Annotated in this window: 22 protein-coding genes; 10 read left to right on the top strand and 12 right to left on the bottom strand. The window is 62.7% G+C overall.

Annotation, left to right across the window (positions count from 1 at the left end; translation table 11 throughout):
• Position 1: 1 nt before the first annotated feature.
• The 3 genes from HRU71_00370 to HRU71_00380 form a co-directional block, all read right to left on the bottom strand.
• Positions 2–1,438, bottom strand: coding sequence for an NAD(P)(+) transhydrogenase (Re/Si-specific) subunit beta (locus HRU71_00370; GenBank protein QOJ02033.1), 1,437 nt, complete (start codon positions 1,436–1,438; stop codon positions 2–4).
• Positions 1,439–1,441: 3 nt separating this feature from the next.
• On the bottom strand, positions 1,442–1,717 hold the full coding sequence (locus HRU71_00375) for an NAD(P) transhydrogenase subunit alpha (protein QOJ04875.1): 276 nt from the start codon (positions 1,715–1,717) through the stop codon (positions 1,442–1,444).
• Between the two features lie 135 nt (positions 1,718–1,852).
• Positions 1,853–3,010: a Re/Si-specific NAD(P)(+) transhydrogenase subunit alpha gene (locus tag HRU71_00380; GenBank protein QOJ02034.1), complete on the bottom strand. Its 1,158-nt coding sequence runs from the start codon at positions 3,008–3,010 to the stop codon at positions 1,853–1,855.
• A 229-nt stretch (positions 3,011–3,239) separates the two neighbouring features.
• On the opposite strand from HRU71_00380, the gene HRU71_00385 reads away from it, so the two are divergent.
• Together HRU71_00385 and HRU71_00390 are read left to right on the top strand one after the other, a co-directional pair.
• Positions 3,240–3,848, top strand: a complete 609-nt coding sequence (locus HRU71_00385; protein ID QOJ02035.1) for an RNA polymerase sigma factor — start codon at positions 3,240–3,242, stop codon at positions 3,846–3,848.
• 1 nt (position 3,849) lies between these two features.
• Positions 3,850–4,311, top strand: coding sequence for a hypothetical protein (locus tag HRU71_00390; protein ID QOJ02036.1), 462 nt, complete (start codon positions 3,850–3,852; stop codon positions 4,309–4,311).
• A 413-nt stretch (positions 4,312–4,724) separates the two neighbouring features.
• On the opposite strand, the gene HRU71_00395 is transcribed toward HRU71_00390, so the two are convergent.
• Positions 4,725–5,480 carry an arginyltransferase gene (locus tag HRU71_00395; GenBank protein QOJ02037.1) on the bottom strand — a complete coding sequence of 252 codons (756 nt, stop codon included), beginning with the start codon at positions 5,478–5,480 and terminating at the stop codon, positions 4,725–4,727.
• Positions 5,481–5,879: 399 nt separating this feature from the next.
• Between HRU71_00395 and HRU71_00400 the strand changes: the two genes are divergently transcribed.
• From HRU71_00400 to HRU71_00415, 4 genes are all read left to right on the top strand, one after another.
• Positions 5,880–6,119: a hypothetical protein gene (locus HRU71_00400; protein QOJ02038.1), complete on the top strand. Its 240-nt coding sequence runs from the start codon at positions 5,880–5,882 to the stop codon at positions 6,117–6,119.
• A 134-nt stretch (positions 6,120–6,253) separates the two neighbouring features.
• Entirely contained in the window at positions 6,254–7,813 is a 1,560-nt protein-coding gene (locus tag HRU71_00405) for a hypothetical protein (protein ID QOJ02039.1), read from the top strand.
• 234 nt (positions 7,814–8,047) lie between these two features.
• Positions 8,048–9,904 (top strand): hypothetical protein, encoded by a 1,857-nt coding sequence (locus HRU71_00410; protein ID QOJ02040.1) that lies wholly within the window; start codon positions 8,048–8,050, stop codon positions 9,902–9,904.
• 233 nt (positions 9,905–10,137) lie between these two features.
• Positions 10,138–11,565: an adenosylhomocysteinase gene (locus HRU71_00415; protein QOJ02041.1), complete on the top strand. Its 1,428-nt coding sequence runs from the start codon at positions 10,138–10,140 to the stop codon at positions 11,563–11,565.
• Between the two features lie 95 nt (positions 11,566–11,660).
• Here the strand turns inward: HRU71_00415 and polX are convergent, their stop codons facing one another.
• The gene (gene polX, locus HRU71_00420) at positions 11,661–13,391 is read right to left on the bottom strand and encodes a DNA polymerase/3'-5' exonuclease PolX (GenBank protein QOJ02042.1); all 1,731 of its coding nucleotides are present in this window, start codon (positions 13,389–13,391) and stop codon (positions 11,661–11,663) included.
• A 203-nt stretch (positions 13,392–13,594) separates the two neighbouring features.
• Here polX and HRU71_00425 point away from each other — a divergent pair, with 203 nt between their 5' ends.
• Positions 13,595–14,728 carry a 6-phosphofructokinase gene (locus HRU71_00425; GenBank protein QOJ02043.1) on the top strand — a complete coding sequence of 378 codons (1,134 nt, stop codon included), beginning with the start codon at positions 13,595–13,597 and terminating at the stop codon, positions 14,726–14,728.
• 75 nt (positions 14,729–14,803) lie between these two features.
• Here the strand turns inward: HRU71_00425 and HRU71_00430 are convergent, their stop codons facing one another.
• Positions 14,804–15,649, bottom strand: coding sequence for a methyltransferase domain-containing protein (locus HRU71_00430; protein QOJ02044.1), 846 nt, complete (start codon positions 15,647–15,649; stop codon positions 14,804–14,806).
• Between the two features lie 59 nt (positions 15,650–15,708).
• Here HRU71_00430 and HRU71_00435 point away from each other — a divergent pair, with 59 nt between their 5' ends.
• Positions 15,709–16,149: a DUF971 domain-containing protein gene (locus HRU71_00435; GenBank protein QOJ02045.1), complete on the top strand. Its 441-nt coding sequence runs from the start codon at positions 15,709–15,711 to the stop codon at positions 16,147–16,149.
• Positions 16,150–16,283: 134 nt separating this feature from the next.
• Here the strand turns inward: HRU71_00435 and HRU71_00440 are convergent, their stop codons facing one another.
• Entirely contained in the window at positions 16,284–16,952 is a 669-nt protein-coding gene (locus HRU71_00440; GenBank protein ID QOJ02046.1) for a HEAT repeat domain-containing protein, read from the bottom strand.
• A 294-nt stretch (positions 16,953–17,246) separates the two neighbouring features.
• On the opposite strand from HRU71_00440, the gene larB reads away from it, so the two are divergent.
• Positions 17,247–18,023, top strand: a complete 777-nt coding sequence (larB, locus tag HRU71_00445; protein ID QOJ02047.1) for a nickel pincer cofactor biosynthesis protein LarB — start codon at positions 17,247–17,249, stop codon at positions 18,021–18,023.
• The gene (locus tag HRU71_00450; protein QOJ02048.1) at positions 18,020–18,955 is read left to right on the top strand and encodes an NAD(P)H-hydrate dehydratase; all 936 of its coding nucleotides are present in this window, start codon (positions 18,020–18,022) and stop codon (positions 18,953–18,955) included. Before larB ends, HRU71_00450 begins: the two co-directional genes overlap by 4 nt.
• On the opposite strand, the gene HRU71_00455 is transcribed toward HRU71_00450, so the two are convergent.
• The 5 genes from HRU71_00455 to HRU71_00475 form a co-directional block, all read right to left on the bottom strand.
• Positions 18,952–20,127, bottom strand: a complete 1,176-nt coding sequence (locus HRU71_00455; GenBank protein QOJ02049.1) for a trypsin-like peptidase domain-containing protein — start codon at positions 20,125–20,127, stop codon at positions 18,952–18,954. The two genes, HRU71_00450 and HRU71_00455, sit on opposite strands and share 4 nt — an antisense overlap.
• 62 nt (positions 20,128–20,189) lie before the next feature.
• Positions 20,190–21,308 (bottom strand): trypsin-like peptidase domain-containing protein, encoded by a 1,119-nt coding sequence (locus HRU71_00460; protein ID QOJ02050.1) that lies wholly within the window; start codon positions 21,306–21,308, stop codon positions 20,190–20,192.
• Between the two features lie 13 nt (positions 21,309–21,321).
• Entirely contained in the window at positions 21,322–23,004 is a 1,683-nt protein-coding gene (locus HRU71_00465; protein ID QOJ02051.1) for a trypsin-like peptidase domain-containing protein, read from the bottom strand.
• A complete protein-coding gene (locus tag HRU71_00470; protein ID QOJ02052.1) occupies positions 22,964–24,169 on the bottom strand; it encodes an NPCBM/NEW2 domain-containing protein in 1,206 nt (401 codons plus the stop codon). Before HRU71_00470 ends, HRU71_00465 begins: the two co-directional genes overlap by 41 nt.
• Before the next feature lie 116 nt (positions 24,170–24,285).
• On the bottom strand, positions 24,286–25,440 hold the full coding sequence (locus HRU71_00475) for a hypothetical protein (GenBank protein ID QOJ02053.1): 1,155 nt from the start codon (positions 25,438–25,440) through the stop codon (positions 24,286–24,288).
• Positions 25,441–25,471: the final 31 nt, after the last annotated feature.

Here is a 25,471-nt window from a genome sequence, read left to right on the forward strand (position 1 = left end):
ATTAGCCGGCCTGTTTGATGGCGGCGACAAGATCGAGGATGGCCTTCTTGCCGTCGCCAAAATACATGAGCGTGTTGGGCGCGGCGAAGAGCGGGTTGGGAATGCCCGCGAACCCGGGGCTAAGGCTGCGCTTGACCACGACAACGGTGCGAGCCTTGTCCACGTCGAGAATCGGCATTCCGGCGATGGGCGACTTGGGATCGGTACGGGCCACGGGGTTCACCACGTCGTTTGCGCCGATGACGATCGCAACGTCGGTTTGTTCAAAGGAGGGATTGATCTCGTCCATTTCCTTGACCTTGTCGTACGGGATGTTCGCCTCGGCCAGCAGGACGTTCATGTGGCCCGGCATGCGTCCGGCAACCGGGTGAATCCCGTATTCGACCGTCGCGCCGCGCGCCTCGAGTGCATTAGCCAGCTCGCGCACGGCGTGCTGTGCCTGCGAGACGGCCATGCCGTAACCCGGAACGATCACCACGCGGCGCACGCCGTCAAAGAGCATGCCCAGTTCCTCCGCTGAAGCGGACTTGACCTTGCCGCCATAGACATCGTCGGCCGACGCGCCGCCGGTGGCGGTACCCAGTTTGCCGAAGAGGACATTGCCCAGCGAGCGGTTCATGGCCTTGCACATGATCTGGCAGAGGATGATGCCCGATGATCCGACGAGCGAGCCGGCGATGATGAGACCGTAGTTGTTCAGCACGAATCCCGTGGCCGCGGCGGCCATGCCGGAATACGAGTTGAGCAGACAAATCACCACCGGCATGTCAGCGCCGCCGATGGGGGTTGTCACAAATACGCCCAACACCGACGCCAGCACAACCATCGGGAAGAACAACCAGAGCTTTGACAAATCGTACGTCGCCCAGACGGAGAGCGCGATCGTCGCGAGCAGCAGCACGGCGTTGGCGAGTTGCTGCGCGGGAATCACGTTTCCATTGGGAACCCACTTCAGTTCCTGCAACTTGCCGGCGGCGATGAGGCTTCCGAAAAACGTGACCGCGCCGATCAATCCGGCGGCCATGGTCGATCCGACAAAGAAACGCATCTCGGTGATGGCCGCCGGATCCGTTGGCGGATCGCCCGCGCCCATGCGCGCGATGAGTTCGCAGGCGGCGACCAGAAGCGACGCGCCGCCGCCGAAGCCATTGAGCAGGCCGACCATTTGCGGCATGCCGGTCATGGGCACGCGAACCGCGAGAACAAGTCCCGCGATGCTGCCGACGACGAGGCCGATGCCGATCAGCCAGTACCCCAGGCCGGAGATATCGGGGTCTTCGTAGGCGACGTAGCACGTGACGGCGATGGCGACGAGCATGCCAAGCGCGCCGGTGACGTTGCCGCGAACGGCGGTACGCGGGTGACTCAAGCGCTTCAGCGCGATGATGAAACAGATCGATGCGAAGAGGTAGAGCGCGTTTCGGACGGCTTCTGACACGTATCAGCCCTTTTTTTTGAACATGCCGAGCATGCGGTGGGTGACGGCGAATCCGCCGACGACGTTGATCATCGCGAAGATGATGGCGAGGATGCCGAAGGCAATCGTGATGAAGTTGAGCTTCAGACCGGCGGCGAGGATCGCGCCGATAATGGTGATACCGCTGATCGCGTTCGAGCCGGACATGAGCGGCGTGTGCAGGGTCGGCGGCACCTTGGTGATCACTTCGAACCCGACAAAGGTCGCCAGGATGAACACGGTGACGGCCGTTACGAACATCGACGCCGGCGAAGGAGCCGCGGCGGCACTGTGGGTTGCAGCGCCGTCGGCCAGCAGGGCCGTCGAAAACATCAACAGGTTCATGATAATGAGAACTCCTTCTTCGCGCGGTGCGATTCGTCGCGCCGCGACCGCTTAAGCCGGTTGCAGGGCCGGCGCGCCCAGGCCCATGATTTCGCGCAGGCGCGGGCTGACGATCTGCCCCTCGCGCGTGATCAGCGTATCGCGAATGCACTCGTTGTCCATGTTCATGACGAGTTCGCCGTTCTTGACGATGTCCGCCAGGAACGACGTGACGTTACGCGCGAACATCTGGCTGGCGTGGTAGGGAACGGTCGCCGGGAGATTCACCGGCGCGAGGATTGTGACCCCGTGCTTCACGACCGTCTCGCCGGGGCAAGTCAATTCGCAATTGCCGCCCGCTTCGGCTGCCAGGTCGACAATCACCGACCCTGGCCGCATGTGCGGAACCATGTCGGATGTAATCAATCGCGGCGCCGGTTTGCCGGGGATCAACGCCGTGGAAATCACCACGTCGTTGTCCTTTACGTGTTGCGCGATCACTTCGCGCTGCCGCTGTTGATACGCGGCAGACATCTCCTTGGCATAGCCGCCCTTGTCCTGCGCGTCTTCCTGCGGCGCGTCCACCACCACAAACTTCGCGCCGAGGCTCTCCACCTGTTCCTTCACAACCGGCCGCACGTCGAACGCCTCAACAACCGCCCCCAGTCGCCTGGCCGTTGCAATCGCCTGCAACCCCGCGACGCCCGCGCCGAGCACCAGCACCTTTGCTGGGGTGATCGTTCCGGCGGCCGTCATCATCATCGGAAAGATGCGCACCAGCTCGTTCGCGGCGAGCAGCACCGCCTTATACCCGGCAAGGCTGCTCATGCTGGAAAGGACGTCCATGGCCTGCGCACGGGTGATGCGAGGCATCAATTCGAGGGCGAAGGCCGTCAGCCCGCGCGAGGCGAGGTCTTTCACAAGGTCATGCCGCACGAGCGGATTGCACATGGCGATCAGCACCGTGTCCGTCCGCATCCGATCAAGCAAATCCGGTGTCGGCGGGCGGATTGAGACAATCAGATTGGATTGTTCGCAAACGGCTGCGGTGCTGTCGACCAGGGTCGCGCCGGCCGATTCAAAGGTCGAATCGGGAAAGCCGGCGGCGTTGCCCGCGCCGCGTTCCACGACAACATCAATGGTGAGTTTCTTGAGTTTCGCCAGCACCTCGGGGACGAGAGCGACGCGCGTCTCGCTTTGGCCGATGGCGGAGGGGATACCGAGCTTCATGATCGCCTTTCGCGTGGATCGAGGTCCATTCTTCCCGAAGGGTTTTTCGGCATGATGGCAGAGGATTTTACTGGCAACCGGCTTCGTCGCAACCGTGCCCGGTCGACCGCGTTATGCGCAATCTGTGTCATGAGCCGCGTTTGTGTTAACATGCCTCTGTGTCGGCCGAGGTGATCTCGGCCCCGCGTGAGAACTCCCGACGTATCGCATCCTGCCTTCGGTCAACCCTATGCGAGACCGCGATGAGCAACAACTGTTCCGCGCCGTCCGCGAGGGCGACGAAAGAGCATTTGAGCGCGCTTATCACCTCTACCACCAGCGTGTCCGACTGATGGCTTGGCGGCTGGTTCGCCGCAGCGACCGCGTGGACGATCTTGCAAATGAGACTTGGTGCCGGGCTTTTAACCGGCGAAGCGATTACGACGGCCGCACGCCGTTTTTGGTATGGTTGGCGGGGATTCTTCGAAACATAAACCGGGAATCGGCGCGAAAGTACACTGGGGATGCGTCCGGACCCGCTGTCGGCGAAACCGAACCCGCATTGGACGAAGCGACGCCGGAAGCGATTGCGGCAGATGCCGAAGCGCTGGCGGGGTTGAACGACTGTGTCTCGCGATTGCCGGAGTTGGATCAGACGATCGTGAGGCTGCGATTTTTTGAGAATCGCACGTTAAAGGCTGTGGCACAAGAAGTTAGCATCCCAGAATCCACGCTTCGGGACTCCCGTTTGCCCGGCGTGCTGGAGGCCTTGCGGGTGTGCATGGAAAAAAAAGGCATCGATTTTTCACTTTTTTCCGCGCTGGGAAGGGGGAATTTGCAAAGAGATATAGAGGACTAAGATGGACTCCGCTCACAACAAGCTCCAGGCATTGCTCGGCACGCTGGGAGAGGCTCGCGAAGCGGGCTGTTTCGCAGCGGCGGCGGGCTTCCCTTGGCAATCGCCGCAGGCGAAGGTTACCGGCCTTCTCCGAAGGCGAATGGCATGGGTTCGCGTGGGGCTGCCTCTGGCGGCTGCGGCTGCCGTGGCGGTGTTGTTTGTGGGGCCCAGCTTGGTCAAGACAGTCAACACGGTCGATCGAACGTCCGTGATCCCGACGGGCACCCAGCCGCTCGAAGTGGCCGAACTGGCGACGGCCGGTCCGGCAGCGACCTCCGCCATGGCGGAGAATTGCGACTACAACGGCGACGGCGTGGTGGACGGTCGGGACATTCAGGCGTTCATCGATCGGCTGCGGGACGGCCGAGGAGATCCGCAACTCGAGGCGGAAGCACTCCAACGCTGTCTGCTGGGCAGGTCTTAACGCCCGGCTAGATCTCTTGCAACGTGAGGCCGGATTGGTGCTTACCGGAGCGCCAGTTCGGCCTCGCGTTTTTTACTGGGCGAAAAGCAGCGGGCCGTAGGGTGCAACCCGGAGCGGATTGGTTGTGCAGCTCACGCTTCGGTGCAAAAGCTTAGCATACAGCGTGCAGGCAACGCGTCACAGATAGCCTGAAAAGGTTTAACCGCTGCCCAAAGTCGGCACGCGATTGGGCTTATGATCGATATCGCTCTCGTTCGGTTCTGGTACGGTGCTTTTTTCTACAAGCTGTTTCAAAATCCCTGTCCCTTTCAGGGAGAGGTTCGGGGTGCGGGTGAATCATTTCGTTTGAACTACTTTTCCCCTCACCCAACCTCTCCCCAAGAGGGAGAGGAGTTTTGAAACCAGTTCTACAATCATAATGGTTCTTCTGATGGTTTCCATTGGCCGTGCTGATCCAGCAATTGGTAGGGACCGAACGCCGCCTTGTAATTCATCCGATCGCATTCGCGGATGTAGTATCCCGCGTACCAATAGGGCTTTCCCATTTGTCGGCAGAGGTCGATTTCCTTCAATGCGCTGAAGGTGCCGAGGCTGCGGCGGGCGTGGGCGGGGTCGAAGTAGAAATACACGCTCGACAGCGATTGCGAAGCGATATCAACGATGCCGACTCCGGCGACGGCCGATCCGACGCGATAGACCATCTCCAGGGAATGCACGGGCGATTGATAGAGAAACGCCTCAAATTCCTCGCGCGACTCCACCGGGTTCGACGCGTGATGATCGCGCTGATAGGCTTCGAAAATGCTATATTTCTCGTCGTCGGGCTGTGGTTTACCGATTTGCACAGAGACATCGCGGTTGCGCCGCTCGGCGCGCCGCTGCGATCGGCTGGGGCGAAAGGTCGCCACGGGCACTCGAATCGGGACGCATTCGCGGCACGAATCGCAGGCGGTGCGATACACCGCGATGCCGCTGCGACGAAATCCCGCGTCCATCAACGCCTGATAATCTTCAGCGGTTAGCGGCGGGTTGGTTCCGATCGGCGCGAATGCCTGCGGCACGGAGTATTCCGTTGTGGCGGTTCGATCCGGCAGGTACGAGCAGGGATGCGGCTCGCTCTCAAAGAGCGGTAGGGCGATGGAAATTCGTGGTTCAAGCGGTGCGGTCACGGTGATTGGTTATCGATAAACATTGCCTAACGAGCGTCAGATCGCATTGTAGCCGATCGTCATATGGGAATAGCATGTGACAGAGCGGTGTTCAACAAAGAGGCATTACGCTGTCGTCGCGAGGTTCACCGCATCGCCTTTGCCGCAGCGCATCGGTGGGATAGCTTTGAGAATCGCATTGACACGGTTCGCGAATCAGCCTAAAACAACCATGTGGGGTGGGTGTAGGGCTGGACCGTAGCCACTACGCCATCGGGGCGCACCGGCCCGAGAATCCAGGGATGGAGCCGACCGCGACCGCCGCGATCGGGATGACCAGCCTGACGAACGTCAACGAAGCGGCCGACCGCGAATCACGAACATGACGCGGTCGGTTGTGGACAGGAGCGAGTGACGGACATGACGCATTCTTCACCGATGCCGCTGGCGGTGGCACTGGACATGGCCAAGCGTCTTCGCCATGAGTTGATTCGCCACATGACGCCGGAACAGCAGCGCGACTTCATGCGGCTTGAGAATCTTCTGGCCGAGGCGAACAAGAATCACCAGGCGGCGCTTCTCAAGGCCAAGCAGGAATCAGCCACGAAGGCCGCCGTCCAGCCCGCCACGCACACCCGCAAGAGCTTCTGGGGCCGCTAGAAGCCAGTCCTCCTGTGAACCAGCGCGGCCCGTCGGCCGGTCATGCGCGGTTTGATCCGCTCGGATTTCGCACGTACCATGTCGCAACGTGAACGGGGCAGACCTGCCACGTTTTACCATGGATGCCCTTGCGCATGTGCGGATTCCAGCCCCTACCAACCTGCCGGATTCCTCTGCGCCGGCGGGCTGCGGTGCGAGGATCGGTGCCGGCATTGCTGCTCATCGTGATCTCGCATCTGCCGGCCGCGCGCGGCGAAGAGCGAGCGATCACCGAATTGGTGCCAGCCGACGCGTTGATCATGTACTGCGCGAAGCCCTACACGTGGCTGGATCAACCGATCGGGCGTGCCGAAGGGACGACGCAGCCGACGGGCACGGCGGCTTCGATTGCGTCAATCGTTTCGGTTCTGAACACGGCGGGCCTGATTCCGGCGGAGGGGCAGGTCTTCGCGGACATTGCCGGCGCCTTGCCGCTCTTGGCGCAGTTTGAGCACACCCTGGCTCTGCTGGACGTGTCGAGCCGGATCGTGGAACAGCCGCAGGCTTCGGTGTCGCGAGCGGGCGGGGAGGACGTAGACATCAGCCTGCGTCTGCGCAACATGCAGGCGGCGATGATATTTCGCACGCAGGGTCGGCATCAGGTGGTGATCGATCAGCTTCGGCGGGTGACCGGGCGTTATACCAACAACGAAGTCGCGAAGCTTGAAAAGGGTGAGATCCAGGGCGTCCGCTTCGACCGATTGGTGGATTCGCGCCTGCCGGGTTGGGCGGTATGGGAATGGGGCCAGGTCGGCGAGTTTTTCGTCATCAGTTTCGGGGCCGACGCGTTCGTGAAGGTGGCGGGCACGGCGTCCGGGAAGCATCCTTCGATGAATCAGGATGCGTGGTATCGCAAGGCATTTGAACGAACCGACGGCGAGCGAGCGTTCGCGCATTGGTTGATTGCGTTCATGCGGTTGGAAGAGGCGCTGGGGCCGCAGGCCGGGGGACGGTTCGAAGCGGTGACGCAGGCGTTGCAGGCGGCGGACCTGGATCGGGATCTTTGGACGATCGGCGCAGACGGCAAGCGATTGAGCTGCCATCGCTGCTACCAAAAGGCCGGCAGGGACGTCGTGCAGAGTTACAGCAACCCGCAGGCGTTTTCGCAGGATCATCTGCGGATCGTGCCGAAGGAAGCCGAGCACATTGCCGTTATTTCCGTGCCGACAAGCTGGCTGGTGGACAACGTGCCGCGCGGCTGGCTGGCGGCGCAATCGATCAGCAACGTGCAGAAGTGGCGGCGAGCCTGGCGTCAGCTCGAGCGCGACAGCGGCGTGGACATCGGCGGCAATCTGATCAGCCATTTTGGTCAGACAGTTGTCTTGTACGACTATCCGCCGCATCCGCTCAAGATCCCATTCGCGTTCACGTTGGCGATAGAGATCGACGATGCCAAGGCCGTGAAAGCGGCGACCGATGCGCTGCTGGATGCCTGGACGCGCTACCTCGACGAGCGCGCCGAACGAAACAAGACGACGCTCGTGCGGATCAAGGTTCGCCGCGATCCGGACAACGTCTGGTATCTTCAGGCCGGAATCCTCGGCCCCGCGATGAAGGTGATGGACCGGTATGTCCTGATCAGCTGGTCGCCGCAGGCGCTGCGAGAGTGCGTGGAGTACATTGAACAGCACGACAAAGCTCGTCCCAAGCCATAGCCGGCTCCGTGGCCGGCCCAGCCGTACCCGTGTCCCGCCGGTTTTGTCCCCGACGTTACCGGTCGCATTGACTTTCTCCTGACGGGATGATAAATAAGATACTTGCAAACCATTACTCCGATTCCGCGCTCGGCAAGCCGAGGGCCCTCGGAGCAACCAGTACCGGCCAGCCGCTTCCGGGGGGACCGCAGGCGCAACCGCAAACCCGGCCGGTCTATCAGCGAGGTCGTCAGCGTGGCTGGAAATTCGTCTGGCAAGATGGGCGTCGTTGTCGGCGTGGCCGTGGGCGTACTCCTGGCGGGCGGTCTGGCTGCGACACCGTATTACCTGCCGATGTTTCAGGGGAAATCCGAGCGGACCGAGGCAGCGCTCTCGGAGCAAGTCGAGGGCCTGCGTCGTGCGGTGTTGGCGTTGGATGAACACCTGGCGACCATTGCGGATGTGACGGCGGGCCGGGCGGAGTCGCCCGAAGTGACCGCGAAGTCGGACGAACTGTTCCCATCCGTGGTTCGGGCTCAACTCGAGGACACGGCCAAGCTGCTTCGCGCCGCGGCTGAACAGGACACCCAGCGCGGCACGGCCATGACCGCGGCTGGCAAGATTCAGTCGGGTTTGCCGAACGCCAAGGCGGCGTCAAGCGAGCTTCGCACGCGTCATATCGCAGCTCATACAAAAGTCTTGAACGACGCCGAGGCGCAAGTGCGATCGCTCTCGTCCGCCGAGGGCGCACGGGACAGTCTCGCGGCTGTCCGTGTGCAGGCCCTGATTGCGTATTGCAAGGCTCGAATCAGCCGGAACCGTGCGGCGTTCGAGCGTTGGCAGGCGCGGCAGTACCGCGATCGCGCGTTGGAAATGGTCGACTCGATCTCCGACCTGCGGATCCGCGTGGCATCGGCCGAGGCCCGGATGCCGACCGAGGCGATGGCGGACGTGGAGGAGAGGATTCAACAAGCGGGCCGGCAACTGGAAGCGCTCGAGAAGGCGGAGGTCGCGTTGGCCGCGCAGGTATCAGAGCGCAAGCAGCAGGCAGAAGCGCTGGAACGCGAGGCGGCCGACGCTCGAATCGCGATGACGTCGTATCAGGGCAAGCCTGGAGCGCTTCCCGGGGAGTATGAGACGCTTTCAAGCAAGGCTCGCGAGGCCGAAGCGCAGGCGATGGCGCTGGTGAACGGCACGTTGGAAGGCGCAGTGGCGTTGCAGAGCGAGACGGGCGCGATCGAACCGCCGAAGTACTCCGGCGGAACGCGGCGGGTGGGTCTGCGTGATCTGGAGCTTCAATTGGCGGCGCTCACCGAGCAAATTGAGACGGTGAAGGGAATTCGCACCAAGCTGCATGCACACCTCGACGACCTGAAGAAATCGGCGCAGCGACTCGAGGCAGACCGGGAGGCATCCGCAGAGGCACTTTCGTCCCTGACGCAACGCAGCAATGAACTGGTCTCGGAATCCGCCCAGCACGATGAGGCTGCGCGCAAAGCAGAAGAGGCGGCGTTGAAGGCGTTTGCCGATGCGGGTCGGCTGGCCAAGCAGGCTGCAACCCTCGCGGCAACCCGCGCTCGTGAAGCCGGCACGGCTGCATCCGAAGGTCGCACCACACCCGACGAATGTCTTAGTCGCGTGGCGACCGAAGGCGACACGGAAGGCACCATGCACTTTCTTGCGGCCGAGATCGCTTATCATACGGGGTTGACGCACGTGGCGCGATTGCGAGCGGCGATGGATCAGGCCGTTGCGACGGGGGTGATCGAAGGCAAGCCCGTCTCGGTCGATGAGCAGGTTGCCACGGAAGCCCGCAAGGCTGCGCGCGCGCAACTAGCTGAAGCGGTGACGTTGTTCAAAAAGGCGGGTACGGCTATCAGCAAGACCAAGGCCGACGCGATATCGGGGAAGAATTCGCTTTGGCAGGTGCAGGTCGGCGAAGCGGCGGTCCACATGCTGCTTGCCATTGTTGCGGAAGGGGAAGACGAGGCCCTGGCCGAGCAGAAACTGGCATACGATCTACTCAAGGAGGCCGGCAAAGGCCGTGAACAAAGCCCGCTGTTGATGCCTGCATTGGACGCGTTGGAGTTTCTCCAGCAGTCGCCAAGTTGAACGAATTCAAAGCCACCCCATTTCAACATTCATGCTCACAAACTCCGATGGGTTCAGCGATCCGCCGGGGTACGCTGCAACGTCAGCGGGCAGACTAACCGCTCCGCCAAGTGAACGCGGGATGGCGTTTGGCGAAGGCAATGGAAAGCCGCTATCATAGATCGTTTGTCGAGACCGACCGAGGCTGACTCATTGGTGAGCCTGCCCGCAACGATGAAAGGGAGTCGTATCGCATGACCGTCGCAACCGCCGCCCGCGAGGATTACAAAGTCGCCGACATGAGCCTGGCCGCCTTCGGCCGCAAGGAAATTGAGCTGGCCGAGCACGAGATGCCCGGCCTGATGGCGATCCGCAAGGAATACGCTTCGCAGAAGCCTCTGGCCGGCGCGCGGATTACCGGGTCGCTGCACATGACGATCCAGACGGCGGTATTGATTGAGACGCTGGCCGAGCTGGGGGCAGACGTTCGTTGGTGTTCGTGCAACATCTTCAGCACGCAGGATCACGCCGCGGCGGCGATCGCCCAGGCAGGCATTCCCGTCTTCGCGTGGAAAGGCGAGACGCTGGAAGAATACTGGTGGTGCACGCTTCAGGCATTGACGTGGCCGGACGGAAGCGGGCCGACGCTGATCGTGGACGACGGAGGCGACGCGACGTTGCTGGTCGTGAAGGGCGCGGAATACAATCGCGCCGGCAGCGTACCGTCACCGGATACGACTGATGTGGAAGAGATGCAGATCATCCTCAAGCTGCTGGCGGCGGAGCAGAAGCGCGATCCCAGGCGGTGGATCGGCGTTGAGAAGGGGATCGTCGGAGTCAGCGAGGAGACGACAACGGGCGTGCATCGGCTGTACCAGATGCAGGAGGCGGGGACGCTGCCCTTCCCGGCGATCAACGTCAACGACAGTGTGACAAAGAGCAAGTTTGATAATTTATATGGATGTCGCCATTCACTGGTGGACGGCATCATGCGTGCGACCGATGTCATGCTGGCCGGCAAGGTGGCCGTGGTTTGCGGCTACGGCGACGTGGGCAAGGGATGTGCCCAGAGCCTGCGCGGCCAGGGCTGCCGCGTCATTGTGACCGAGATCGATCCGATCTGTGCGTTGCAGGCGGCGATGGAAGGCTACCAGGTGCTGACGATTGACGACGTGGTCGGCACGGCGGACATCTTCATCACCGCGACGGGGAATCTGAACATCATCACCGCGGACCACATGAAAAAGATGAAGCACAACGCCATCGTCGGCAACATCGGCCACTTCGACAACGAGATCGACATGGCCGGCCTGAAGAAGTTGCCGGGCGTCAAGCGGATCAACATCAAGCCGCAGGTGGATGAGTGGAAGTTCCCCGATGGGCATTCGGTGATCGTGCTGGCCGAAGGGCGATTGCTGAATCTCGGCTGCGCGACGGGGCATCCGAGCTTCGTGATGAGCAACAGTTTCTCGAATCAGGTGATCGCCCAGATCGAATTGTGGCAGAATCACAAGAAGTACGAGAAGAAGGTGTACACGCTGCCGAAGCACCTGGATGAAAAGGTCGCGCGGCTGCACCTGGAAAAGCTCGGCGCGAAGCTGACGAAGCTCTCAAAGGAACAGGCGGCGTATCTGGGAATCCCGGTCGACGGTCCGTTCAAGCCGGAACATTATCGTTACTGACGGCGCGCATCGCACGATGCGATGGCCGTCTGGATTGTTCATTTTCGAAGCCGTCGGATTGCGATCCGTCGGCTTTTTCGCGCGCGGTTCAAATGCTATTCTCCGTTGCGCTTCCTCGCAATGCGTTTGCGGACCGAGGGGAGCGGCAGCGTGTTCAGCACCTGTTTAGCTTCCAGGCCGGCCCGCCGGGCGATGGTCACGCCGAACTTCATTTGCTCCATTTGAATCGCCGCGTGCGAGTCGGTGTTGATCGCCACCATGACGCCCGCGTCCCGCGCCATCCGCGCGTGCAGGTCGTTCAGGTCCAGCCGCTGCCACGACGAGTTGATCTCCAGAATCGTGTGCGTCTTGGCCGCCTGCTTCACGACCGCAGCCATGTCGAGGTCCATCGGCTCGCGTTTGTTGATCAGCCGCCCGGTGGGGTGGCCGAGAATGGTCACGTACGGGTTTTCCATCGCCTTGAGCACGCGAGCGGTGATCTTCGCGCGATCCTGTCGCTGGGCCGCGTGAACGCTCGCGACGACGAGGTCACACGCGGCTAGTAGCGAGTCGGGATAATCGAGTTTTCCGTCGGCGAGAATGTCGCACTCACAGCCGATCAGCACGGTGATCGTCTTGTGATCCTTATTCAACGCGCGAATTTTCTCGATCTGCCGCCACATGCGATCGATCGTCAGGCCGTTGGCGATGGCGCTGGAGCGGGAATGATCGGTGATGGCGATGTATTCGTACCCGCGCTTCGAGGCGGCGTCCGCCATTTCGGCGGCGCTCATGGTTCCATCGCTGGCGGTCGTGTGCATGTGGAGGTCGCCGCGGATGTCGGACAGTTCAATCAGCCGCGGCGATTCTTTCAATTCCAGCTCGCCGCGGTCTTCGCGCAGCTCCGGTGGAATCCAGGGCAGACCCAGCTTCTTGTAAACGTCTTCTTCCTTTTCGCCCGCGACAGCCTTGTCGCCGGAGAAGAGACCCCACTCGTTGAGCTTGAACTTCTTTCTCACGGCCAGCTCGCGCAGCCGGACGTTGTGTTCCTTGCTGCCGGTGAAGTATTGCAAGGCCGTGCCGTAGGACTCGCGCGGGACGACGCGGCAGTCTATTTGAAGCTCTCCGCCGCCCCGGCGCTCCACAAGAATCGAGCCTTTCGTTTCGCCGGCCGCCAGAACACGCACCGCCTGTGGCAGCTTCGTGAACACCTCGATTACGGCTGCACCGTTTTCGGATTCGCAGAGAATGTCTACGTCACCGATTGTTTCGCATCCGCGGCGCAGGCTGCCCGCTGCCTCGGCGCGGCGCACACCCGTGATCTTTCGCAGGGCGGCAAGAATCTCATCGGCGAGGGTCCACGCCACGCCGAGCGGCGTGCGATCGCCGGAGCGTTCGGCGAAGTCGATCCCCTTGGCGATCTGCTCGACGCTCTTTTCGCCCATGCCCTTGAGTTTCGCCAGTTCACCGGACTGAATCTTCGCGCGGAGCGCATCCAGTGAATCGACGCCCAGTTCTTTCCAGACCAGCGCGATTTTCTTCGGCCCCATGCCGGGAATGGCGCGAAGCTTCAGCAGCCCCGGCGGAATGGACGCGCACAGCTCCTCGTGCATCGTGATTTTGCCGGTCGAGAGAAACTCTTCGATCTTGGCGGCCATGCTCTTGCCGATGCCGGGCAGGTCAGCCAGCCCGCCGCGCGCGGCGAGTTCGGCCAGCGGCTCGGTCACGTCTTTCAGGCTGCGCGCGGCCCGGCGGTAGGAATTGACGCGGAAAACCTGCTCGCCGTTGATCTCAAGGATGTCGGCGATCTCGTTGAAGAGGCTGATCAGGTCGCTGGTGGCGGGCATGTAACGAATATATGGCTGGGGCGGGCAAATGTCATGTCGGCACCTGGCACGCGGCGGTGCGACTGGTCCGGCAGGCCGGCTCGGCGCAAGGGCCACAGGTCGCAGCGGCAGGTATTATTATTGCGCAAAGTCCGTCGCGGACGCCTTGCAAACGCGCGCTTCCGGAATGCCGATATTCGTGGCGAAGCAGAAAGGGTTCTCATATGGCTTCGAATGGTGCACCGCGTGCGAGTACAGGTCGACAGGAAATCCGACGCATCGGCATTCTGACCGGCGGTGGCGATTGTCCGGGTCTCAACGCTGTCATTCGAGCGGTGACCAAGACCGCGCTCTTCGATCACGGCTGGCAGGTTTTCGGAGTCGAGGACGGCTACCTGGGGCTGATCGAGGACAAAGTGCGACCGCTCACGGCTGGCGACGTCAGCAACATTCTGACGCGCGGCGGGACGATCCTGGGCACGAGCAACAAGGCGGAGCCGAGCCGGTATCCGATCGGGGTCGGCAAGAAGGGGGAGCCGGTCTTCGGCGATGTGCGCGATCGCGCAATGGCGACGTATGAGAAGTACGGCCTGGATGCGTTGGTGGTCATTGGCGGCGACGGCACAATGAGCGGGGCCAACGGGCTGATCGAGCTGGGGATGCGTTGCGTCGGTGTGCCGAAGACCATCGACAACGACCTGATGCACACCGAGGTCACGTTTGGATTTCAGACGGCGGTGGAAATCGCCACCGAGGCGATCGACCGGCTGCACACGACCGCGGCGAGCCATCACCGAATCATGGTGGTGGAGTTGATGGGTCGAAACGCCGGCTGGCTGGCCCTGCACGCCGGCGTGGCGAGCGGGGCGGACATCATTCTTATACCGGAGATACCGTACGACATCGCGAAGCTGTGTGATTTCTGCAAGGATCGCAAGAAGGCGGGCAAAAAATCGACGATTGTCGCTGTTTCGGAGGGGGCCAGGCCGTTCGACGGCGAGGCGGTGGTCGACCGGACGATCGCCGACAGCCCGGACCCGATCCGATACGGCGGTATCGCCAACGTGCTGCACCGGCAGTTGGAGATGTGTTCAACCATCGAGGCGCGGGCGGTGGTGCTGGGGCATGTCCAGCGCGGTGGGACGCCGTGCGGCTACGATCGGGCGCTGGCGACGCAGTTCGGCTTTCACGCGACCGAGCTGCTGGCTCGCGGGGAGTACAATCGGCTGGTCGTCGTCCATCGCGGGCGATATGACAGCGTGCCGATCGGCGAAGTGGCCAATCGTCAGCGCGTCGTTCCGCCGGACGATGATCTCGTTCGGGCGGCCCGCGCCGTCGGCACCGGGTTCGGCGACTAGCCAATGCTCCGAATACGCAGCGGTTTGCACGCGTGAGGCTCTACGAGCAACCGTGCAATCAGTCGGAAGCGCCTTTCAAGTTACCGGCCGTTGGGCGATCAGCGACGCCGCGATGCGCCGCGGCGAGACCAACCCCTCACGTGAGACGATAACCCTCCAACTGTTAAAGAATGAGGCCAGTTCGCCGGGACGCAGGACGCGCTCCGGCCGGGCGGGTTTGCCGAATCGCTCGCGTTGCGGATCGACGAACGTCTCATAGCAGACGAATCCGCCGGGTCGAACGGCCTCGGCCAGCGCGGGCATGAGCGGGCGATGCAGAAAGTTGAAGCAACACACGGCATCGAACGCACCCGGTGGAATCGCTCCTGCAATGGTGACATCCCGCACGCTTGCAGCGAGTCTCACGCCCGTACGGCGCGCAAGGTCCGTGCAACGCGTCACGGCATCGGGCAGAATGTCCCACGCGGTGACATGCAGACCCTGTTCCGCGAGGAAAACAGCGTCGCGTCCGGCACCGCAGGCGATATCCAGCGCGATGCGGCCTTTCACATCGCCCCATTCAGCTTGCATCGCAGCGATCAGTTCGTGCAAGAGACCGTGTGGTCGCCAGAGGCGTGCGGTGGATGCGCCGGAGACCATTGCCTCATCGTTCCATCGCACGTTGTCGGGAGCGATGACTTCAACCAGCCGATCACGGTCGTGAAGGATTGCGGCGGCTTGCTCGGCTCGCAGCGGATCCATGTCGAACAACAAAAGGGTTTCATAAGGCGGAGGCAACTCGTGAATGCGATCGGCCAGTTCCTCCAACGGAATGTTCACGGCACGGGGATGGTGTGCGGCGAGGAAAAGCGACTCTCGACGGACATCGAGAAACAGCGCGTCGCGTTGGTATAGATTGTCGGATGCGGCGTATGGCTGCACAGTGAATCCTCAACGGCGAGCAGGGTGAAGCGCCGGCCTCAAGCGATTATGATTCCGGTATGACCAACGTACCAACCGGCCTGAACGACGACCAGCTTGCCGCATGGGCGACGAATCAACCCGCCACGTCGCCGGCGTTTCGTCCGACCGATCTTCGACTCGATCGGCGGGAGGGGTTGACGGTCACGTGGGGCGATGGTGTGGTGAGCCGTTATCCACTCGTGTACCTCCGCAAGCGGTGTCCATGCGCGACGTGCCGAACGGAACGGGAGGCTTCTGGCGCGAACGAACGCGGGGCCGCGAGCGCTGCGACCTCGTCGGCGGGAGCGCCGGGGAAACGGTCGATCAGTCTGACGATTCTGCCGGAGGGCATTGATCGCGCCACGCAGTTCGTCGATGCGAAGATGGTCGGGTCTTACGCCATCCAGATCACCTGGGGCGACGGACACAGCACTGGGATATACGATTTTCGCTATCTGCGCGTGATCGCGCCGCGCTAGCGCCGTAGTGGAATCGCAGAAAGATCCATAGGGTGTGGCGCCTGCCTGTGCGTGAATCACAGGCGAGACGCCTGTGCCACAAGTGAATGCTCATTGCGGCGCCGCTGAAGGCAATCAGCTTGGCTGCATGGGATTCATCCGGCGCTGCCGGCAAGATGGCGCTGAAGCGTGTGAATCGCGTCCCGTGCGCCGTAGAATCGCGGATGGATCTGGAGGACCCGGCGATAGGCCTCGAGCGCTTCTTTCTCGCGGTGCAGGGCGACGAGGCAATTGGCGCGCAAGGCATGCGCCGCGAAGTGATACGGGTTGATCGAAATCGTGCGGTCGGCGTCGCGCAGCGCCTGGGCAAAGGCCCCGTCGAGGTAATAGGCCTGACCTCGTTGGTGGAACGCCTCGGCGAATTGTCGATTCGCTCGGATCAACGGCTTCAGTAGTGCCGCCGTATTCTCGGTGACGCCCGCACGGATCGCTTCGGCGATGCGCCACAGCGCTTGGTGCTCGAGCGGAGTACCGGCGCGGAAGCTGATGGTCCACATCGCCTCTTCAGCGGCTTCCACGACTTGTTCGTCCGCGTGATGCAGCAGGGATGCCAGGCGAGGAAGGCTGTCGGCGTGGCCGATAAGCCCGATGCATCGCGCCGCCGTCGCGACGACGACCGGGTCGGATTGGTCCAGAAGCAACACGAGGCATGGGACGGACCAGCTTTCGCGCAGGGCGCTTGCCAGACCGTCACGGTCGCTTCGTGCGAGGTACGGGGTCGCCAAGTCGAGCAGCCGGGAACCGGCGACGGTGTTCTCATCCATGAAGGGCGCCTCCAATGAGCCGTCCTGATGCAGCAATGTCCAGACAAACGTCTTGCCTTGCGCGGCGATCCGCGTCGAATATGGCAAGCACGGGCCGGGAGGTTAGAAAGGGAGTTCCCCAGCCCGCCACCCGGAATCGGGTGCGGCAACCAACTATACGCCTGTGAAATCCGCGGAATCAAACACGCAGTGCATGGCTGGACAGAAGTTTATGTGTTAACATCCGGCGATTGTTATAACAATGGGTTTCCGCTTGAAATTCAGCGGTTTCCCGCCTGAAGGGCATGGCCGCTCATGCATCCCGAGCAACTCAAATCCATCCTTGTACGCGTTCAAAAAGGCGAACTGCCCGTTGGTGATGCCATGTCCGCGCTGGCGAAAATCCCGTTCGAGACGTTGGACTATGCCAAGGTGGACCACCACCGGGCGCTGCGGTGCGGCTTTCCGGAAGTCATCTTGTGTCAGGGCAAAACACCGGCGCAGGTGTCAGGGATTATTGAGAAGCTGGCCGCAGCCGGGGGGAATGTGCTAGCCACTCGTGCGTCGGCGGAACATTATTCAGCGGTGTCTGCGACTGGGCTTGCTGTAACGTATGACGAAGTATCGCGCTGCATCACCTTGCGCCAACAGGCGAGTCGTCGCTCGCAGGGGACGATTGCGCTGGTTTGCGCGGGGACGGGTGATCTGCCGGTGATCGAAGAAGCGCGCGTCACGTGTGACATCATGGATCAGCGGACCGCGTCGTACTATGACGTGGGGGTGGCGGGCATTCATCGGTTGTTGGCGCATACCGAGGAAATACGCCGGGCGCGCGTGGTAGTCGTGGCGGCGGGGATGGAGGGGGCGCTGGCGAGCGTGGTGGGCGGACTTGTCGAGGCACCAGTGATAGCCGTGCCGACGAGCGTCGGATATGGAGCGAGTTTCAAAGGTCTGGCGCCGTTGCTGACAATGCTGAATGGCTGCGCGCCGGGGGTGTCGGTGGTGAACATCGATAACGGATTCGGCGCGGGCTATCTTGCGTCGATGATCAACCGGATGGCAGAGAGTGCGTCGGAGGCGCAACGTCCGTGAAGTCAAAAAGCGAATCGCTGCCGAGGCTTCCGCGACGGGGTCGCGACGCCCACAAGGGGGATTTCGGTCGCGTGCTCGTGATCGGCGGCTCGCGCGGCATGGTCGGCGCGCCGGCACTGGTGGCGAACGCCGCGTTGCGCAGCGGGGCGGGCCTGGCAACGGTGGCGTGCCCGGCGACGATACAGCAAGCCGTGGCGGGTCTTTGCCCCTGTGCCACCAGTCTGCCGCTGGCGGAGGATTCGACCGGCCGCGTCGATTTTCGGGCGGCCATGCGTACGTTGCGGCGTGAAACCTGCCTCGGTGCGAAATCAGCGGCGACCGTGGCGGCGATCGGCCCGGGATTGGGTCGAGGGAACGCGCGGAGCGACGCGAGTTTGACACAATTGATGGAGTTCCTGGCGGCGTCGGGGGTGCCGCTGGTGGTTGATGCGGATGCGCTCAATGCTTTGCCGGTCATCGCGCTGGATGCGGCGCGTGGCCGTGGAAAAGGCGGTCGGATTCCGCGATTGGGCCGTGCCGTGCTGACGCCGCATCCGGGCGAGATGGCGCGCCTGACCGGTCTGACGACGCAAGCAGTCCAGGGCGATCGGCGTGGCGTGGCGGTGCGATTGCAGAAGGCTCTCTCGTGCGACGGAGCGGAAGTTGTCATCGTGCTGAAGGGCGCGGGCACGATCATCGCCGGAAGCGGTCGCGAGACCATTAACGCGACCGGCAATCCGGGCATGGCCACCGGCGGCAGCGGTGACGTGCTGACGGGTGTCATCGCCGGCTTGATCGCACAGGGCATGAACCTGTATGACGCCGCGCGGCTGGGGACACATGTTCACGGCTTGTCGGGGGATCTTGCTGCACAAGAGCTTGGCGAGGCTTCGCTCATCGCGACGGATATCCTGATGCAGTTGCCGGGGGCTTTTCGAAGAATACGAACCTAATCGGCGGATGGCTGACTGGAGGGCGCGTCGGATTCGTCATCGGGCATGGGCGTCGGGTGAGGCGGGGCGTCGAGGCTTCCGATGTCTTCGATGCGCGCCAGCTCGACGGGCACTTCGATTCGTTGAAAGCGTCGTTTGATGGTCAGGACGACCGTCTCGCCCGCGGCGCGGTCGCTCAAGCGGCGTTGCAATTCCGCAAGATCGCCGGTGGGTTTTCCATCCAGCGCGATGATTTTGTCGCCGTCCTTCAGTTCGGCGCGCTGTGCGGGCGACGGCTTGGCGATGCGCGCGATCTTCACTCCGCGGGATTGTGGCAGCAGTTTATCGAGAAAGCTCAATGCATCGTCCGCTTCGTCCGGTTCCAACATGACGCCAATCTTGCCCGGCTCGATGTTCTGCCCGGCAGCCAACCGCTCATGCACGGCGTCGATTCGATCTTTGTAGATCGCGAACCCAATGCCGCCGTCGTACCACTCGGCCCCGGCCAGCGCGCCGCCGCTGCCAGCCATCGGCACGAGGATGCCGATCACGCGGCCATCCAGGTCAATCAGCGGACCGCCGTAATTGGCGGGACTGATTTTTGCATCCGTCTGAACGGCGTTGCCGTTTCGACGATTCAGCGCGGAGACAATCCCGACGGACACAAAAGTCTGGCGCGTGCCGGCGCCACGCGTGCTGCCGGTCATGCCTTTGCCACAGGCGATGGCGTACTGACCGATGTGCAGCTGCTCGCGCGGCGTCCAGGCAGGCACGGGCAGATCGCGAGCGTCCACCTTGATGAGTGCCAGCCTGCGAATGTGATCCCGCGCGATAAGCTTCGCGACAAGGCGGCGGCCGTCGTGCAGGACGACGGTGATGACGGATGGATCTCGCGCGAAATTAAAGCTGCTGGAGAGGATGTGACCGTCAGCGGACAGGATGACGCCGGTCGTCGGCCCTTCGGCCAGCCGGAAAGACTCCTCCATGGGTCCGCGGCGGGCGTCCTGGCGGATCGGTTGCGCCCCACCGATGGTCTCGATGATGACTATCGACGGTTCAACGGTTGCGAGCGCGGCGCGAACCACGGCGGACAGATCGCTGCTGGCGACGGGAATCGCCTGCTGTGCCGCCGCTTCATGCGATGCGTGCAGTGCGCACGCGAGCGAGAGGCTGGCGAGGAGCGCTCGCAGCATGCTCGAGTTCCGGCCGCTCGACCGGTGGCGACCGGTGAGGCCCGTTGGATTCCACGCCTGCCTCACGGTTGGCCTCCTGTGGGTTTGGCGGTGACGGTGACTTCGACGGTGACGATCTCCGTGCCGCGTTTGAGTGTGAAGGGGACGCTCTGACCGGGGATCAGAGTTGCAATCTGCTTTTGATAATCTGCGGCATCGGCGACGCGACGGCCATCCACCGCGATGATGAGGTCATCGGGTCGAATGCCGGCCCGGTCGGCGGGGGAGTCTCGCCGTACTCGTCCGACAAACGCCCACGTTTGACGGTATCCGAGCTTGGAGAGCGTGAGACCGATGTAAGGCTCGCTGGCCGAGGTTGATGCGCGGGCGGTCGGAGCGGTTGAGGCGGAATCCTGTGCAGGGACCGCATCGGTTGTGGCCGCGCCGCGAGCCGGGACTTGCTCGAGGAAGGCGATCAAGTCTTCGCCGGGAATCGCATGATTGACGCGTGTATTCGTCGCGGCGGATTCGACGATCAAGCCGACCAGCCCCACGAGCCGTCCGGCCGCATCCATGAGGGGGCCGCCCGCCGCGCCGGGGTTCGCGGTGATGGCGTCATAGACGAGCACAGGTCCGGGGTAGTCGTATTCCTGTGCGAGGCGTCGCGCGTCAATGGTCGCCTTGAAGCTGAAAACGCCGCGCGTCAGGGAGACGCTTTCATCGCCCTCGGCGATCTTGAACCAGTTGCCCAGCGCATAGACCGCGTCGCCGGATTGCAAAGCGTCGCTTGGATGCGGCGGCAGATGAGGCAGTCCCGAAGCCTTGATCCGAAGCAGGGCGAGCTTCCGGGCGTCATCCTGCCGGACCAGTTCGGCTTCCTGTGCCGTTCCGTCGTGCAAGACCGCACGAATCGAGCGGCCCGCGAGCATGACGGACAGGTTTGTGAGAATCAATCCATCCGGCGAGACGAGGACGCCGGAGCCGTAACCCTGCTGGCGTCCGACGCTTGCGCCGTAGAGTTTCACCACCGCTGGAGCTGCGCGGTCGAAGATTTCGTGGGCGGTCAGCGAGCGAGCGGGGACAGCCGACGACTGCGATTCGGTCGGCAGGGTGTCGCCCAGCGAAGCCGTGCAAGCGACAAAGAACGCGAACAGGGTCAGCGCCAGGCGATCGGTTCGATGTTCTGTGAACAAGCGAATCATGAATACCCGATATTCAAGGCCCCACCGCTATTGCGGAATCGTATTGTTCCTCTGCGACCAGGCGATCATCCTCATGGATGCGCCGCCGCATGGGCAGTCGCAGCGTGCCGCTGCGCTTGACTTCGCCGTATTCGTAGCGCGCTCGCACCGCCTGGGTGCCGTGTGTGAACTCGACAAAAAGCAGTTCACCGGTTTCGTCATCCAGCCCAATACGCGGCTGGTGCACGTCATGTTTTTTCAGCTCCAAGACCACTGCGATGCGACCATCAACTTCATCACTGCCGACCACTTGAAACGGAGATCGCGGGGCGTTCGGCTCGGCCCCGTACAGTTCCCACCGAATCATCCGTTCGATGTCACTGGGCGCAGCGCCGGGCGGCAAATCAGCCGTGCCCGGCGGTTTTTCTTCATCTCGCTCAATTGGAATGGGGGCGTTGCCGGGCAGGTCGACGTTGAACCGCCGTCCCGACCATTCCAGCTTCATGGTTCGGTTCAGCGCGTCACTCCCGCCGCAGAACTCGATGAACAATTTCAGCGCGCGGCGGACGGCGCGACGATTCGCCTCGCTGTCCGGCGGGATCGGTGCAAAGGGGTCGGGCATCTTGCGCTGTGCCCCATCTCGCGCGCCGCGCGGGCGGGGCAGCGGCGAGGCTTCGAGCCGGCCGCGAAACTTGATCGTTATATCGCCGCGTTCCAGAACGGCCTCGACCGGCCACCCGGCGGGATAGGTTCCCAGAAGCGACAAAAAGTGATTTGCCGACCGAATCGGCGTACCGGCGAACTGCCGAAGCCGATCACCGACCCGGATGCCGGCGCGTGCCGCGGCACAATCCTTTTCAATTCGGTCAACGGTTACGCCATCCGGCCCATCGGCCACGGTAAAGCCGGCGGCGCCGTGCTGGGTCGTCAGACCGGCACGTAATGCGGGAATGAACCGGCGAATCTGGTTGATCGTGATCGCATAGCCGACTCCGACATTGATGCGCCCGCGCTCCTCGATGCTGACGCGGCCGTTGATGCCGATGAGCTTGCCCGTCATGTCAAACAAAGGCCCGCCCGAGTTTCCGGGATTGATCGACGCATCGACCTGAATGCAGTCGGAGTAGATCAAGGCCCGACCGGCGCCGGGCTGATAGCGATGCAGGCCCGAAACAATGCCGAAGGTAACCGTCGGTGTGAAGTCCTCGGCGAGCAGGAAGGGATTCCCCAAAGCGAGGGTTTCGTCCCCCACGGCCAAGGTGTCGGAGTTTCCCAGCGTGGCTGCATGAAAGGGCGAATCTGATTTGAGGCGAAACATCGCGACATCGCCGACCGGGTCCAGCCCGAGCACTTCGAGCGGGTAGAGGTTGCCGTCGGCCAGACCGCCTTCGCCTTCGCGCGATGGCAGGAGTGGTGCGACGACGTGATAGTTGGTCAGACCGTATCCGTCGGCGTCGATCAGGACGCCGGACCCTCCTCCGGCGCGATTGTCCTTTGGAAAAATGCAAACAACGCTCGGCGTCAGGCGGCGAATCAGTTCGATTCGAGCCGACTGGGCCACCTGCACGCGCGCGCGGCGCGCGGCGAAATCATCATCGCCGGGAGGCGTTGAGCCGTCGCCCGCGACGTGGCCGGCAAGGAGAACCAGGGTGACGGCGAATCCCATCGCAGGCATGTCAATCGTCCGATCGTTCAGCGGCGGTTCGCGGTTTGACAAGAATAGGCTCGCCCCAGACGGCATGATCGCCGAAATCCAGATCGTCCGTCGGATCGCATTCCAACTCCAGCAGGCGGGCGCCGGCCAGCCTCACATTCACCGGAAGCGGTGCATCGCGCCGCCGCAGCACGGGTGATTCGTAGGCCACGCGGCCGTCAAGCTTGACACGAAACACGACGCTGGCACGTTCGGGAGCCGAATCGTCGATGCCGATGGAGGTCGAAAAACGCTCATAGGAGTCAGCCAGATCGTACGCGAGGAGGGTGTAAGCGTGGACGCCTAACCCGCGTGGAAAGGTCTGACCACGAATCATCAGCGGCTGACCTCGTAGGTTCGTATTGCGCCCGACTGACCAGGTTGCATCGAGGACCGAGCGAATCTGCGAGGTGACGGGCGTAAGATCGACCAGTGACACGACGCGCGCGCTGGAGAGGTCGATGCGTTGCACGATTGACAGGGGGAGGTCGATCTGTCCAATCAGGTCACTGGCGACAAGAACGCGCTCGGCACGAATCGCGACCAGCGTTCCCGCGATGCGATCGCCGTCCTGAAGCGTGATGCGCGCCGGAGGCTTGTGTCGCGGGGTCTGCGAACCGAACACGATGCCGACGAGAGAATGGATCGGCGCGGTTTGGAGCTTGCGACCGACTCGGAATTTGCACTGATCCGCAGCGAGCGATTCAACAGCGCCGGGAACCGCCAGCACGTTCCCGTCTCGCGCGAGGAGCAGAACGTCTCGCCCCGGCTCGCGGCGGGCCAGGCGTTGATCGAAGTCCGCGGCATCTGTGCGGCGAAACCGAATCCCAGCGACGGCGGTGAAAGGAATCGACAACGTATCGCGCCAGAGCGGGTTGAATGCGAATGCACCGGGCGCCTGGTCGGAAGGCGGTTCGACAACACCGCTTAGCTCGGTTCCATCAACGAGAGTGACGACGGAGTCGGAAGGTTGCGCGTCCGCGGCAGGCGTGTTGCGGTTGGTCGGTGCATGGTTCAGCTGGATGCCGGCGATTTCCGACAACGGTACGGCGCGAGGCCCGCCCTCGGCCGCAGCCTGAAGCCGCTTGTCAGCGATTTCCAGATCGGCGGCTTCGAACGATTCGCCGGCAATGGTTTCGATTCGATAACGCGTGGTCGTGGAGGCGGCCGCATCGGGTCCCGCGTACACCGATGCGAGCGACAGCGAAACGAAAGCACCGGCGCATCGAATCGCTGCGCGGAGAAGGGAGGTTGCGCAATTCGTGCGGGCAGGACGTTCAATCGCCAGTGAGTTGGGCGGGGGCGTCACGACGGCGGCTGGTCCTTTGCAAGTTGACGATAGTATTGTTCCAGCAAGTCGCGGTACTGACTGGGGAACTGCCGTTGCAGCGTCTGGATGATCTGCTCGCGCTCGCGCGGCGGCATCTTGCCCCAGGCCTCGCCCGGCGCGACGCGCGATCGGCGCAGCGCCGTGTCGCCCGGCGGCGCGCCGGACGGGATGCGCGACTCCTTCGCACCGGAACTGGGCTGCGGCTTGTTGCCTTTTCCTCCGCCGCTGGGGGATTTCTGCCGCGCGTTCTTCTCGTTTTCCTCTGCCTCGTGAATCATGTTGTCCAACAGGGCGACCGCCTGCTGTTGGCGTTGCGCGACCGGCTCGCCGGTCTCGCCCAGTTCGATTCGATGGTGTGCGTACGCAAGCAGATCGCGCACGTCCCCGAGTTTGCCGGGGATGCGCCGATCGATTTCGGTGACGATCTGCGTGGCCGTGACGCGCAGCCGCTGCGGCGCTTGTGGATAGGTTTGGAGGAAACGGGTCAGGATGGCTTTGGCCGCGTCGTAGCGAAGCTCGCGAATGTAGCTGTAGCCCAGCATAAAGAGCATGTGATCGGCGCCAGGTGCGTAACGGTCCAAGGGGGCGTATCGGTTGAAAATCGGCTCAAGAACGGCCAGCGCGCGAGGAAACTGTTCCATTTCCACCAACGCGGTTGCGGCGAGGTTTGCAGCATTCACGACCATGAAGGGTTCGTCGCCGGCGGCGGCGATCCGCTCGAACCGATCGGCTGCATCGGCGATGCGTTCGTCCTCCATGGCTTTGAGGGCGTCGGCGAAATCGGGGGAGCAGACCGCCAAGGCACTATTGAGAAATTCACCGGCGTTGTCGAAAGTCGCGCCGGAAGCCTTCGCAACAACAAACTCCCTTGCCGCAGCGGGATAGGCCGCATGGGCACGCACGGCTTCGACGAAGTTTGTGACGATTTTCTCCGCAGCGCGTGGTTCGACCGCCGGAACGGTATAGGGCGGTTCGGGCGAGGGTTGTGCGGAGGGTTGCGATGCCGCTGGCTGGCTCTCGGCGGGTGGAGTGGATCGCGGCGAGCCGGATTCGGGGGCCGCGCGGACTGGCGCGAACGACCAACCGGTGAACAGTCCAAGTGTCAGATATATGCCAGTTGTTTTTCGCATGGTGTGATGGCGCGGCGACCGCTGCCGTCCT

It is taken from the genome of Planctomycetia bacterium (genome assembly GCA_015200345.1).
Lineage (GTDB): Bacteria > Planctomycetota > Phycisphaerae > UBA1845 > UTPLA1 > PLA3.

Excerpts from the sequence above, each read along its gene's own strand:
- HRU71_00375 (QOJ04875.1), bottom strand. The coding sequence starts at position 1,717 with ATGTTCGTAACGGCCGTCACCGTGTTCATCCTGGCGACCTTTGTCGGG.
- HRU71_00380 (QOJ02034.1), bottom strand. The coding sequence starts at position 3,010 with ATGAAGCTCGGTATCCCCTCCGCCATCGGCCAAAGCGAGACGCGCGTC.
- HRU71_00385 (QOJ02035.1), top strand. The coding sequence starts at position 3,240 with ATGCGAGACCGCGATGAGCAACAACTGTTCCGCGCCGTCCGCGAGGGC.
- HRU71_00390 (QOJ02036.1), top strand. The coding sequence starts at position 3,850 with ATGGACTCCGCTCACAACAAGCTCCAGGCATTGCTCGGCACGCTGGGA.
- HRU71_00400 (QOJ02038.1), top strand. The coding sequence starts at position 5,880 with ATGACGCATTCTTCACCGATGCCGCTGGCGGTGGCACTGGACATGGCC.
- HRU71_00405 (QOJ02039.1), top strand. The coding sequence starts at position 6,254 with ATGTGCGGATTCCAGCCCCTACCAACCTGCCGGATTCCTCTGCGCCGG.
- HRU71_00415 (QOJ02041.1), top strand. The coding sequence starts at position 10,138 with ATGACCGTCGCAACCGCCGCCCGCGAGGATTACAAAGTCGCCGACATG.
- polX (QOJ02042.1), bottom strand. The coding sequence starts at position 13,391 with ATGCCCGCCACCAGCGACCTGATCAGCCTCTTCAACGAGATCGCCGAC.
- HRU71_00425 (QOJ02043.1), top strand. The coding sequence starts at position 13,595 with ATGGCTTCGAATGGTGCACCGCGTGCGAGTACAGGTCGACAGGAAATC.
- HRU71_00435 (QOJ02045.1), top strand. The coding sequence starts at position 15,709 with ATGACCAACGTACCAACCGGCCTGAACGACGACCAGCTTGCCGCATGG.
- HRU71_00440 (QOJ02046.1), bottom strand. The coding sequence starts at position 16,952 with ATGGATGAGAACACCGTCGCCGGTTCCCGGCTGCTCGACTTGGCGACC.
- larB (QOJ02047.1), top strand. The coding sequence starts at position 17,247 with ATGCATCCCGAGCAACTCAAATCCATCCTTGTACGCGTTCAAAAAGGC.
- HRU71_00455 (QOJ02049.1), bottom strand. The coding sequence starts at position 20,127 with ATGCTGCGAGCGCTCCTCGCCAGCCTCTCGCTCGCGTGCGCACTGCAC.
- HRU71_00460 (QOJ02050.1), bottom strand. The coding sequence starts at position 21,308 with ATGATTCGCTTGTTCACAGAACATCGAACCGATCGCCTGGCGCTGACC.
- HRU71_00475 (QOJ02053.1), bottom strand. The coding sequence starts at position 25,440 with ATGCGAAAAACAACTGGCATATATCTGACACTTGGACTGTTCACCGGT.